This is a genomic window from Paraburkholderia sp. SUR17, assembly GCF_029536165.1.
Taxonomy (GTDB): Bacteria; Pseudomonadota; Gammaproteobacteria; order Burkholderiales; family Burkholderiaceae; genus Paraburkholderia; species Paraburkholderia kururiensis.
Window position 1 is genome coordinate 1,096,401 of record NZ_CP120508.1, and the last position, 11,328, is coordinate 1,107,728.

General features: G+C 62.0%; 9 protein-coding genes, 2 tRNA genes and 1 rRNA gene. 6 read left to right on the plus strand and 6 right to left on the minus strand.

Features of this window, described 5'->3' with window-relative positions:
- Nucleotides 1–35: 35 nt before the first annotated feature.
- Entirely contained in the window at nt 36–689 is a 654-nt protein-coding gene (locus tag P2869_RS04935; protein ID WP_126878527.1) for a glutathione S-transferase, read from the plus strand.
- Between the two features lie 72 nt (nt 690–761).
- On the opposite strand, the gene P2869_RS04940 is transcribed toward P2869_RS04935, so the two are convergent.
- Entirely contained in the window at nt 762–1,937 is a 1,176-nt protein-coding gene (locus P2869_RS04940; RefSeq protein WP_277597629.1) for a pyridoxal phosphate-dependent aminotransferase, read from the minus strand.
- A 100-nt stretch (nt 1,938–2,037) separates the two neighbouring features.
- Nucleotides 2,038–2,556 (minus strand): putative toxin-antitoxin system toxin component, PIN family, encoded by a 519-nt coding sequence (locus P2869_RS04945; protein WP_277597630.1) that lies wholly within the window; start codon nt 2,554–2,556, stop codon nt 2,038–2,040.
- Nucleotides 2,557–2,622: 66 nt separating this feature from the next.
- On the opposite strand from P2869_RS04945, the gene yaaA reads away from it, so the two are divergent.
- Nucleotides 2,623–3,417: a peroxide stress protein YaaA gene (yaaA, locus tag P2869_RS04950; RefSeq protein WP_017774435.1), complete on the plus strand. Its 795-nt coding sequence runs from the start codon at nt 2,623–2,625 to the stop codon at nt 3,415–3,417.
- 26 nt (nt 3,418–3,443) lie between these two features.
- Nucleotides 3,444–4,607 carry a M14-type cytosolic carboxypeptidase gene (locus P2869_RS04955; protein ID WP_277597631.1) on the plus strand — a complete coding sequence of 388 codons (1,164 nt, stop codon included), beginning with the start codon at nt 3,444–3,446 and terminating at the stop codon, nt 4,605–4,607.
- Nucleotides 4,608–4,820: 213 nt separating this feature from the next.
- Here P2869_RS04955 and P2869_RS04960 read toward each other — a convergent pair whose 3' ends face one another.
- The 4 genes from P2869_RS04960 to P2869_RS04975 all read right to left on the minus strand — a co-directional run bounded on the left by P2869_RS04960 (nt 4,821) and on the right by P2869_RS04975 (nt 8,683).
- Nucleotides 4,821–5,396 (minus strand): hypothetical protein, encoded by a 576-nt coding sequence (locus P2869_RS04960; protein ID WP_026121354.1) that lies wholly within the window; start codon nt 5,394–5,396, stop codon nt 4,821–4,823.
- A gap of 259 nt (nt 5,397–5,655) precedes the next feature.
- The gene (locus tag P2869_RS04965) at nt 5,656–6,330 is read right to left on the minus strand and encodes an energy-coupling factor ABC transporter permease (protein WP_277598055.1); all 675 of its coding nucleotides are present in this window, start codon (nt 6,328–6,330) and stop codon (nt 5,656–5,658) included.
- 75 nt (nt 6,331–6,405) lie between these two features.
- On the minus strand, nt 6,406–7,272 hold the full coding sequence (locus tag P2869_RS04970) for a response regulator transcription factor (protein WP_199543910.1): 867 nt from the start codon (nt 7,270–7,272) through the stop codon (nt 6,406–6,408).
- Between the two features lie 196 nt (nt 7,273–7,468).
- Nucleotides 7,469–8,683, minus strand: a complete 1,215-nt coding sequence (locus tag P2869_RS04975) for a DUF2863 family protein (protein ID WP_277598056.1) — start codon at nt 8,681–8,683, stop codon at nt 7,469–7,471.
- A 739-nt stretch (nt 8,684–9,422) separates the two neighbouring features.
- On the opposite strand from P2869_RS04975, the gene P2869_RS04980 reads away from it, so the two are divergent.
- The 3 genes from P2869_RS04980 (at nt 9,423) to P2869_RS04990 (ending at nt 11,209) form a co-directional block, all read left to right on the plus strand.
- Nucleotides 9,423–10,953, plus strand: a 16S ribosomal RNA gene (locus P2869_RS04980).
- 63 nt (nt 10,954–11,016) lie between these two features.
- A tRNA-Ile gene (locus tag P2869_RS04985) sits at nt 11,017–11,093 on the plus strand.
- Nucleotides 11,094–11,133: 40 nt separating this feature from the next.
- A tRNA-Ala gene (locus P2869_RS04990) sits at nt 11,134–11,209 on the plus strand.
- Nucleotides 11,210–11,328: the final 119 nt, after the last annotated feature.

Genomic DNA, 11,328 nt, shown 5'->3' on the forward strand with positions numbered 1-11,328 from the left:
GTTCCGGCCGTCCTGCCCACCCGGAAGGAAACCCTATGATTCGCCTGCATGGCTTTGCGCTGTCCAATTACTACAACAAGGTGAAATTCGTCCTGCTCGAACACGACATCCCGTTCGAGGAAGTGTTCGTGCAGCCGTCGCAGGAAGCGGCGGTGCTCGCGCACTCGCCGCTCGGCAAGGTGCCGTGGCTCGAAACCGCCGAGGGCGATCTGTGCGAGTCGGCGGTGATCGTCGAATACCTCGCGGCGCGCTACCCGGACCGACAGATTTTCTCCGCGGACCCGTGGGAGGCGGCGAAGGAACGTGAACTCATTGCGTTCGTGGAGACGCATCTCGAACTCGTCGCACGCAATCTGTACAAGGAAGCGTTCTTCGGCGGCACGATCACGGACGCCACGAAGGCGCGCACCGAGAAACTGCTGACGCATCACATCGCGGGCTTCATGCGACTGGCGCAGTTCGCGCCTTATTTGCGCGGCGAGCGGTTCTGCGTGGCCGATACGGCGGCGTTCGTGAGCCTGCCGCCCGTCGGCATGGCCACGCAGACGATCTACGGACGCGACTTCCTGCTCGATGCGGGTATCGACTGGAAGCGCTATGTGAAGGTGGTGGGCGAGCGCCCGGCGGCGCAGCGGGTCAGCGCGGACCGCAAGGCCTATGTGGAGGCCATGCAGCAGCAACGTACGTGAAGGGGCGCTGCGCGACGGCGGGAACGGCAGGGCCGGTCTGATCGTCGTCGCGCTCATTGCATCGGGCCGGCGTCAGAGCCGCGCGAGCCGCTCGAGCGCCGTCGCGAGCGTGCTTTCCTTCTTCGCGAAACAGAAGCGCACGACGCCCGATTCGTGCGGCTCGTGATAGAAGGCCGACACCGGGATTGCGGCCACGCCGATCTCGGTCGTCAGCCACTTCGAGAATTCCGCTTCGGGTAGATCGCTGATCGCGGAGTAATCCACGCACTGGAAGTAAGTGCCTTCGCAGGGCAGCAGGCGAAAGCGCGTGTTCGCGAGCCCGGCGCGGAAGAAGTCGCGCTTGCGCTGGTAGAACGCGGGCAGCTCGAGATAGGGCGCCGGATCGCGCAGGTACTGTGCAAGGCCGATCTGCATCGGCGTGTTCACCGTGAACACGTTGAACTGGTGCACCTTGCGGAACTCGGCGCTGAGCGCGGCGGGCGCCGCGACGTAGCCCACTTTCCACCCTGTCACGTGATAGGTCTTGCCGAAGCTCGACACGATGAAGCTGCGCGCGGCGAGCTCCGGGTAGCGGGCGACGCTCTCGTGCGGCTCGCGGTCGTACACCATGTGCTCGTAGACCTCGTCGGAGAGGATCAGCACGTTGGTGCCGCGCACGATCTCCTGCAGCCGCTGCATGTCTTCAGCACGCCAGACGGTGCCCGTCGGGTTGTGCGGCGTATTGATGAGGATGAGCCGTGTCTTCGGCGTGATGGCGGCGGCGAGCCGGTCGAACGGAATCGCGTACTCCGGCGCCTCGAGCGTGACGAACACCGGCTTGCCGCCCGCGAGTTCGATGGAGGGCAGGTAGCTGTCGTAGGTCGGCTCGATCACGATCACTTCGTCACCGGGATGAACCGTGGCGAGGATGGCCGTGAGCAGCGCCTGCGTGGCGCCGGCCGTGACGGTGATCTCGGTGGCCGCGTCGTAGCGGCGACCGTAGACGTTCGCGATTTTGTCCGCGATCGCTTCGCGCAGCGGTGCGACGCCGGCCATGGGCGGGTACTGGTTGTGACCGTCGCGCATGGCCGTTGCGACGGCGTCGACGATGCGCGGATCGCAGTCGAAGTCGGGAAATCCCTGGCCCAGGTTCACCGCGCCTTTTTCTGCGGCGAGCGCGCTCATCACGGTGAAGATGGTCGTGCCGACATTCGGCAGGCGGGACGGGAAGACGGGCGTCGTCGGCGGCGTGTCGTGCGGTGCGTTCATGGCGCGGTGTGGCGGATGGCTCGGGGTGGAAAGTCGGTGGAAAGCAACGTCGATTGTAGGGAATCGCCGCGCATCGTGCGCTGCCGTCCCCGTGCGGCCCTCATGCCGGCACGGGCTCGTTAGGCCCGGTGGACTCGACGACCGCAAGACAGGCCGCGACGAACTGCGCGGGGGGAGCGATCTGCAGGCCGAAGTCGCGCGTCATGCGTTTGGCGAGCTTGAGCACGGCGCGGTCCTTCGAGACCAGCCATGCGGCGCCGCTGCCATGCGCGAGTTCGAGAAACTTCTGATCGTCACGGTCTTTGCATTGCGGCAGCGGTTTTGCGCCTTCCACTGGCGAGGTACGCTCGACACGCAGCGTCAGCCGCTCGACGATGGCGAGCGCGGCTGCCTTGTCGACCGCACGCTGCGCGAACTGCGGATACTCGAGCACGCGTGCCAGTTCCGCGAAGCAGCGTCCGTCCACGACGGCTTGCAGTGCGCCTGTTTCCAGCGCGGCATGAATGGGCCGCGTGTGTGGGTCGTCGAATACGAGGATGTCGATCCAGACGTTCGAATCGAGTACGACGCGCGGCGGGCGAGTCGGGTGGGTGGGAGTCGGACCTTGGGAACCGGGCATTCGTCACATTCGCTACAATCGGGCTTTCGTCTTTGTCCTGCAGGCACGGCGTGCCTGAAAGCTTCTATGATAATCGTTCTGTCGCCGGCCAAATCGCTGGACTACGAAACGCCTCCGCACATCCGCAAGCACACCATTCCCCATTTCGTCGATGACGCTGCCGAGCTGATCGACGGTCTGCGCCGCCTCTCGCCGCAACAGATCGCTACGCTGATGAAGATTTCGGACCCGCTCGCGCAGCTGAACTTCCAGCGCTTCGCGGACTGGTCGCCGGCATTCGGTACGCACAACGCGAGGCAAGCGGTGCTCGCATTCAATGGCGACGTGTATGAGGGTTTCAGCGCGCGGACGCTTTCAGCCGCCGACCTCGATTACGCCCAGAAGCATGTGCGCGTGTTGTCGGGCCTTTATGGGCTGCTGCGCCCGCTCGACTTGCTGCAGCCCTATCGCCTCGAAATGGGCACGCCGTTCGCCAATGGGCGCGGCAAAGACCTGTACGCGTTTTGGGGCGAGCGCATCACGCATGCACTGAACGAACAGTTCGTGCGCAACGAGAAGGCGGGGACGAAGGCTGCGCGCGTGCTCGTCAATTGCGCCTCGAACGAATATTTCCGCTCGGTGCGACCGAAATTGCTGGATGCGCCCGTCATCACGCCCGTGTTCGAAGACTGGAAGGGCGGGCGCTACAAGATCATCAGTTTTCACGCCAAGCGCGCGCGTGGCTTGATGGCACGCTACGCAGTCGAGAACCGGATAGACGAGCCGACCGCGCTCAAGGGTTTCGACGCTGAAGGCTACGCGTTCGACAAGGCAGCATCGAACGATTCGACATACGTATTCCGCCGCCGGGCGGCCGATTGACGCACCGGCCAAGGAGCAGTTATCCCATGACGCTTTCCATCACCAGCAATTTCGACGCGGGTGCCATCGAAGTGGTGTCCTGCACCGACGCCGCCGATATCCGTCTGCGCGTGCGGCCCGACAATCAGTCGGAGTTCGCGCAATGGTTCTACTTTCGTCTCTCTGGCGCGCGCGGCGAACGCTGCGTGATGACGTTCGAAAACGCGTCGGCGTGCGCATTCGCCGAGGGTTGGCGGGACTACCAGGCCGTTGCGAGCTACGACCGCGTGAACTGGTTCCGCGTGCCGACCTCGTACGACGGGCGGGTACTGACCATCGATCACACGCCGGAATTCGACCGCGTCTACTACGCGTATTTCGAGCCGTATAGCGAGGAGCGCCACTCGGAGTTTCTGGGCGCGGTTCAGCAGATGCCGCACGCGGCGCTGATGGAACTGGGTACGACGGTCGAAGGGCGTCCGGTTTCGCTGTTGACGCTCGGCACACCGGAAGCGGTGCGCGCCAACGGCAAGCCGAAGAAGAAGGTTTGGATCATCGCGCGGCAGCACCCGGGCGAAACCATGGCTGAGTGGTTCGTCGAAGGGCTCGTGAAGCGGCTGGCCGGTTGGGGCGACTGGGCCGGCGACCCCGTGGCGCGCAAGCTCTACGATCATGCGGTGTTCTACATCGTACCGAACATGAATCCGGACGGCAGTGTGCACGGTAACCTGCGCACGAACGCCGTGGGGGCGAATCTGAACCGCGAATGGATGGAGCCCGACGCCGCGCGCAGTCCTGAAGTGCTGCACGTGCGCGACGCGATTCATGCGACAGGCTGCGATCTGTTTTTCGATATCCACGGCGATGAAGCGCTGCCGTATGTGTTCGTGGCGGGGTCCGAGATGCTGCCCGGATTCACTGAACGGCAGCGTACGGAGCAGCAGGCGTTCATCGAGTCCTTCAAGCTGGCGAGCCCGGACTTCCAGGACAAGCATGGGTACGCCGCGAGCAAGTATCGCGAGGACGCGTTGAAACTTGCGTCGAAGTACATCGGCAATGTCTTCGGCTGTCTTTCGCTCACGCTTGAAATGCCGTTCAAAGACAATGCAAACCTGCCGGACGAGCGCGTGGGATGGAACGGCGAACGCAGTGCGGCGCTGGGTGCCGCACTGCTGCAGGCAGTCTTGCGACACGTCGAGACATTCGATTGACCGCGTTTGGCGATAGCGCCAGAGAACCAACGGGGAATCTGCAGGAGGCGGATTCCCCGTTTTGTTTCTGAGGTGGATGTGGCCGGCGGCGGGTGGGTCGCCACGTTGCCCGTCGCGCGAGAGGCGGTGACGCGGCGCGGCGCTCCACTGCCGCGTTTATTTGCGGGCCTTGCGAGGCGGCAGGGCAACGGTGGAGATCTTGAAGCCTCGTGCTCAGTGCTTCTTTTTCGTGCCTGAGCTGTTCTTTCTGGCGTTTTTCCGTGTGGACCCGTTGCCCGTCGCGGCGTGCTTGCCTTTCCCCTTCTTGCTCGCGGAGTGGTTTGCGCGTGGCTTCGCGGGCGGCACGGGGTCGTTCCAGCTGAACGCCAGCATCTGTTGGCCGACGTAGCCGCAGCGGAACTTGAGCTGGAACGGACCGTTGGAGCCATTCTGCGAAACGCCCAGTCCTTCCACGGTCACGATCGTATCGACCTTGACGCGCTGCTTGCCTTCATCGAATGAATCGTTCCAGGGGGTGACGGAAGAGTGCGAGCTGTCGAACGAACTGGGCGGGAATTCGACGTGGTCGAATGCGGTCGAGGTGCTCGCGACGAAGTTGCCATGCGCAGCACAGTCCGCGACGAGCGGATCCGCGTGCATCTGGTTCACGAATTGATTGACGAGTTCGTTGTGCTGTTCGAGCTGATCGGCCCATGCAGGCTTGACGCATACAAGCGAAAGGCTTGCCGCGAAAGCCGCCAGCGGGCCGACCAACCGCAGCCACCGGCGGTGTGCTTGGGTTCGATCCATCTAGTTAGAGGCGGGGTGGAACATCAGAAGACGTAAGATGCCGCGTCGGCAAAGGTAGTTCAATCCCCATTCGAATTTTTTGTGTTTCTGTGTGTTGGCTCGTCTCGTGATGGTTTTGATCGAAGGTTGGCGGTGGCGAAACGCTCCATCCACAGTGGCAGTGCACCTCTTGTATGGGTAGTGCCGAAGAACGCTTACCGAAGTTCCACGAAGGGGCGCACTAATACGAGTCTTGCGACGAGCCTTGCGTCCCCGCGTGTCAGGTGCGAGGGCCGCCGAGCCTGTAGCGTCGCACGTCGTACGTAGTGACCCAAGCCGGGCGATAGACAGCGATCAGCGCGGTGGACATCCCGGTGAACCACGCTTCACCCGAGGCGAGCACGAGTACGCTGAAGGCGTAGCCCGCCGGCACGACCAGCATCGAGCCGTTCGCCAGGCCGATGTGCGTGCCGAGCGCAGCGTATGCCGCGACGGTAACGGCAATCGCGGGTGCCACGAAACCTTGGCTCACGATGAAGACGAGCAGGTTGCGTGGCAACCATGCAACTGCCGCGCGCTGGAGCAGCGCCGAAACACCAACGGGTAGCGCGCCGAACACGAGGAATGTCAGCGCGATACCTTGCCACGATGCGTCGAAGACGAGCGCGGCAAGGCCGGTGACTACCGCCATCGCGACGAGCGCAAGCGCCCAGTCGAACAGCGTAACGACAAGCGTAGCGCCGAGGACGTGCATGACCGTGCCGTCCTCAAGCCACGCGTTGGTCGCCCAGAGCACCGATACCGCGACGATGATCGCGAGCCAGACGTGTTGCAGCGTGGCGTCGTGCAGACGTTTGAAAGGGTTTCGCCACAACGCGAGCGCAAGCAGACCGGCGGCGGTGATCGAGGCACCGACGGCGACCCATAGCGGAAGCGGTGAGTAGAGGAAACCCATGTGTCTCATATTACTCGTTGGACGACAAAACGTGTGAGCGCATTCCATGCCAGCCACAGCCGTCTGTGCGCGCGATCATTCTTCCTTCGTATCCTCGTCCGGGTTTGGCGCCGATGCATCGAAGGGTGGCGCCGGCTCAGCGGCCATCGGCAGATCTTCCGCGATGTTGTCGTCTGGCAACGGATACGAGAAAGACGGCTTCCTTCGTTTGCGCAACGGCACGGGGCCTGGCTCGCCCGGCACTGGCTTCGGTGTCAGTGCGGCATCGTCACTCAGCACCTGAAGCTGCGACGAAAGCCAGCCGTTGTAGATGGCCACGGCCGCCGCGCGGTTGGGCGCGCCAAGTTGCTGGAAAATGCACGCGAGGTGGATCTTCACCGTACCTTCGCTGATACCCAAAGTTTTCGCGATCATCTTGTTCGTGCTGCCCATGTGGACGCATCGCATGATCTGCTCCTGCCGGGGTGACAAGCCGCCTGAAAGTCTGGCTCGTTTTGGTGGGACCGACAGTTGGGACCCGCGCCGTTGAAGGCGGTCGCCATTCCCTGCCGCTCCCGGCTTCAGTACGTCAGCGGGCAAGTACTCTCCGCCCAGCATCACCATTTCGAGCGCACGCAAAATGAGGCGCGCGTCCATAGAGCGCGGAATCACGCCCGGTACGCCCTTGTCGATCAGGCTTCGGGCCAGTCCCGGCGATCCTCTGTCTATGACGACTGCGAGGCGCAGGCGTGGATATGCGCTCACGAAGGCCTGTACGTCGCCGAGGCGCATGCCTTCGTGCCAGTCGATGACAATCAGATCCAGGGTGCAGTGGCGCACGGCCCGATCGGCGCTGCGCCAGTCCACTACGTCCATGAAGCGCGCCTGTCGGTCGATTTGTCTCAACAGCGCCTTAAGTCCCTCGCGCCGTTCTGCGTCAGGGTTAAATACAGCGAATCGCATTGCGTTCGTTCTCCTATTTGCCATGCCATGTGTCGCGATGCGCGCATCCCCGGGGAATCCGGGAGCTCGCGATGTGGCACCGCAAGGATTATGACAAAAAGCTTTCGGAAAATCGGCCTGGCCAGAAGGCATAGGATCAATTAATGCAAAAGAAAAAGCCCCGCACTCGGCGGGGCTTGCGTCAGATTATGCGCAATTAATGAAAATGTGGTTGTGCAGGCTCCGCATCTTCCGGCATTTCGGCGTGTACGATTTCGCCTAGCGGATCAGCATAGAGCGGCACTCCGCAATCGTCGCAATATTCCGGTTCGAAGCGACCCGCATGCCGGCGGATATCGGTGACACCCGTTTCCTTCAGGAGGGCGACGATTTCTTCGAGCGGGCCGTCGGCGGCTTGCTCTTCGCCCGGTTCCTCATCAATCTCCGCTTCGCCGTTTTCGCGTCCATACAGCGGCCAGACGACGCCGTAGATCACGTCATTGCTGCCGCGTCGCGTGAAGCCAATGCGGTATTCGTCGATGCGACGCTCGCCAAAGCCGGCGACGACCGCGCGCAGTTCCTGTGGCGCAGCGCCAATGGTGTCGAACAGATAGCGCACGGCGGTGCGCACGGTATGTGGGCGAACGCGCTCGTCGGCGTCGCGGCAAGCCGAGTAGTACGCGTCCGGCAACAAGCATTCGAATTCGCAGCCGGGCAGGACGAGCGCCAGATTGGCGCCGCCTTGCGTAGCCCATTGCTCGAGGCACTGACTGCGCTCGATTCGCACGCCGTGCTCTTCCTCTTGCCAGCGAAAGAGCGGAGCACCCACCGGTGCCGCGACCACAGCCAGCAGGAAGCGCGGGTCCGCGAGAATGGGCGACGTTTCGGGCAGTTCTCCGAAATTGATTCGCGCGTTGTTGCCGCTCATTGCCGCTTGCGCGAGCTGCTGCGCGATGCGCCAGGTTTCGACGTGGTGGCGCGGCAACTGGTCGATGCTATACAGATACGGTGCCATGGCGACGCGAGTGTCGCCTGCGAGCACGTGTGCCTGGAGATGCGCGCGCAGCGCATCCGCCGACTCGGTCTTCAGCGGGCCGGACGGGATCACATAGCGCGTCCAGGCGAGCACGGGCGCCGCGATGAGGAGCGCCTCGTACTGGACGCCCTCGTGCTCGACGATGAACGACTCGCTGTGCGTTTCGGCCATGTCGGCAAGCGCGCCGTAGGCGTCGGGATGGTTTTGCTGGAGATGGTCGAGCGCGGCGTCGAGCGTCGTCTGGTTACCGTTGCGGACGATCTTCGCAAGCAGCGTGTCGAGCTTCGTCTCCCAGAAGCGGTCTTCGGTGCGACTGCCCGACGCGAACAGCGCGAGCGAGAGGCCGACGAGCTTGTCGGCATCAGGGGGGAGGCGTTTGGCGATTCGCGAGCGCATAAATCCAGTCAGTGAGGTGCGAAGAACGACTATTCTAGACGGTTCCACGAACTGCATCGTGCGCGCTTGGCAATATGCGGAAGAGTGCTGAGGAACAGGGTGGCAGCATGCCGCGAAGGGCTCCGGGGCTGGCGAGTGAGCTGGGTATGTTGAGGCGCCGCAGCCTGCTCCGCCGCCTTCGAACGCCCCGCATGCTGCGGAAGTCGGCCGGCTTTAGGAGTGCAGATGGCGGAGGGACGGCCACGGTTGCGTCACATTGGACCGCCGCAGTAGTGAGAGGCACGGGGAAATGAGCGCGGCGGAGGCGGGTCTGGAAAAAATCTCCGTCATCCCCTTGTCATGTGGCTGGTGTTGGCCTACTATTCGCCTCCCCGTTGCGAACACGGGCCGCTGCGGGAAACGGCGGGGCGCGAAGCCGGCAGATTTTTAAGCGGATGCGAAATTATCTGTTGACGAAGCGGCAAAGAGTCTTCATAATCTCGTTTCTCTGCTGCTGATGCAGCGACGCAGGCGGTGCTGGAGGGAAGTGACTCTGGTGACGGTGCGAACGATCTTTAAAAACTTACAGCCGATAAGTGTGGGCGCTTGATGGCGGCGTGCCCCGGTGACGTTGTGTTGCCGGGCAAGCAAAGGTATCAAGAGTCTCACACGGTAAGGAATAGGAAGTGAAGCAATTCACGACCTGTCAGTACCGAGTTGAGCGACCTGTCCGGAGACGGACAGAGACAGTAACAGGTTTGAACTGAAGAGTTTGATCCTGGCTCAGATTGAACGCTGGCGGCATGCCTTACACATGCAAGTCGGACGGCAGCGCGGGCTTCGGCCTGGCGGCGAGTGGCGAACGGGTGAGTAATACATCGGAACGTATCCTGGAGTGGGGGATAGCCCGGCGAAAGCCGGATTAATACCGCATACGCTCTGAGGAGGAAAGCGGGGGACCTTCGGGCCTCGCGCTCAAGGGGCGGCCGATGGCGGATTAGGTAGTTGGTGGGGTAAAGGCCTACCAAGCCGACGATCCGTAGCTGGTCTGAGAGGACGACCAGCCACACTGGGACTGAGACACGGCCCAGACTCCTACGGGAGGCAGCAGTGGGGAATTTTGGACAATGGGGGCAACCCTGATCCAGCAATGCCGCGTGTGTGAAGAAGGCCTTCGGGTTGTAAAGCACTTTTGTCCGGAAAGAAATCATCGGGGCCAATACCCCTGGTGGATGACGGTACCGGAAGAATAAGCACCGGCTAACTACGTGCCAGCAGCCGCGGTAATACGTAGGGTGCGAGCGTTAATCGGAATTACTGGGCGTAAAGCGTGCGCAGGCGGTGCTGTAAGACCGATGTGAAATCCCCGGGCTTAACCTGGGAACTGCATTGGTGACTGCAGCGCTGGAGTATGGCAGAGGGGGGTGGAATTCCACGTGTAGCAGTGAAATGCGTAGAGATGTGGAGGAACACCGATGGCGAAGGCAGCCCCCTGGGCCAATACTGACGCTCATGCACGAAAGCGTGGGGAGCAAACAGGATTAGATACCCTGGTAGTCCACGCCCTAAACGATGTCAACTGGTTGTTGGGGATTCATTTCCTTAGTAACGTAGCTAACGCGTGAAGTTGACCGCCTGGGGAGTACGGTCGCAAGATTAAAACTCAAAGGAATTGACGGGGACCCGCACAAGCGGTGGATGATGTGGATTAATTCGATGCAACGCGAAAAACCTTACCTACCCTTGACATGTACGGAACCCTGGTGAGAGCCGGGGGTGCCCGAAAGGGAGCCGTAACACAGGTGCTGCATGGCTGTCGTCAGCTCGTGTCGTGAGATGTTGGGTTAAGTCCCGCAACGAGCGCAACCCTTGTCCCCAGTTGCTACGCAAGAGCACTCCGGGGAGACTGCCGGTGACAAACCGGAGGAAGGTGGGGATGACGTCAAGTCCTCATGGCCCTTATGGGTAGGGCTTCACACGTCATACAATGGTCGGAACAGAGGGTTGCGAAGCCGCGAGGTGGAGCCAATCCCAGAAAACCGATCGTAGTCCGGATTGCAGTCTGCAACTCGACTGCATGAAGCTGGAATCGCTAGTAATCGCGGATCAGCATGCCGCGGTGAATACGTTCCCGGGTCTTGTACACACCGCCCGTCACACCATGGGAGTGGGTTTTGCCAGAAGTGGCTAGTCTAACCGCAAGGAGGACGGTCACCACGGCAGGATTCATGACTGGGGTGAAGTCGTAACAAGGTAGCCGTATCGGAAGGTGCGGCTGGATCACCTCCTTTCCAGAGCAGCGCGTCCAAAGTCAGAGCGCTCACACTTGTCGGCTGTATGAATGACAGACTCAGGGGTCTGTAGCTCAGTCGGTTAGAGCACCGTCTTGATAAGGCGGGGGTCGTTGGTTCGAATCCAACCAGACCCACCAACTTTGTCTGTGACGGGCAGTCCCCTGCAGGAGTCGGTGAGGGGGCATAGCTCAGCTGGGAGAGCACCTGCTTTGCAAGCAGGGGGTCGTCGGTTCGATCCCGTCTGCCTCCACCAGTCCCCAGCGCGCAGTGTCGGTGAGACACGGGTACTGCGCCCTGGCGACTGCCAGCCAGACGGCATGAGGTTGATGCCGCTGTCGTTCTTTAACAATCAGGAAGCAGCAGTAATTTGAC

Excerpts from the sequence above, each read along its gene's own strand:
- P2869_RS04935 (WP_126878527.1), top strand. The coding sequence starts at position 36 with ATGATTCGCCTGCATGGCTTTGCGCTGTCCAATTACTACAACAAGGTG.
- P2869_RS04940 (WP_277597629.1), bottom strand. The coding sequence starts at position 1,937 with ATGAACGCACCGCACGACACGCCGCCGACGACGCCCGTCTTCCCGTCC.
- P2869_RS04945 (WP_277597630.1), bottom strand. The coding sequence starts at position 2,556 with ATGCCCGGTTCCCAAGGTCCGACTCCCACCCACCCGACTCGCCCGCCG.
- yaaA (WP_017774435.1), top strand. The coding sequence starts at position 2,623 with ATGATAATCGTTCTGTCGCCGGCCAAATCGCTGGACTACGAAACGCCT.
- P2869_RS04955 (WP_277597631.1), top strand. The coding sequence starts at position 3,444 with ATGACGCTTTCCATCACCAGCAATTTCGACGCGGGTGCCATCGAAGTG.
- P2869_RS04960 (WP_026121354.1), bottom strand. The coding sequence starts at position 5,396 with ATGGATCGAACCCAAGCACACCGCCGGTGGCTGCGGTTGGTCGGCCCG.
- P2869_RS04965 (WP_277598055.1), bottom strand. The coding sequence starts at position 6,330 with ATGGGTTTCCTCTACTCACCGCTTCCGCTATGGGTCGCCGTCGGTGCC.
- P2869_RS04970 (WP_199543910.1), bottom strand. The coding sequence starts at position 7,272 with ATGCGATTCGCTGTATTTAACCCTGACGCAGAACGGCGCGAGGGACTT.
- P2869_RS04975 (WP_277598056.1), bottom strand. The coding sequence starts at position 8,683 with ATGCGCTCGCGAATCGCCAAACGCCTCCCCCCTGATGCCGACAAGCTC.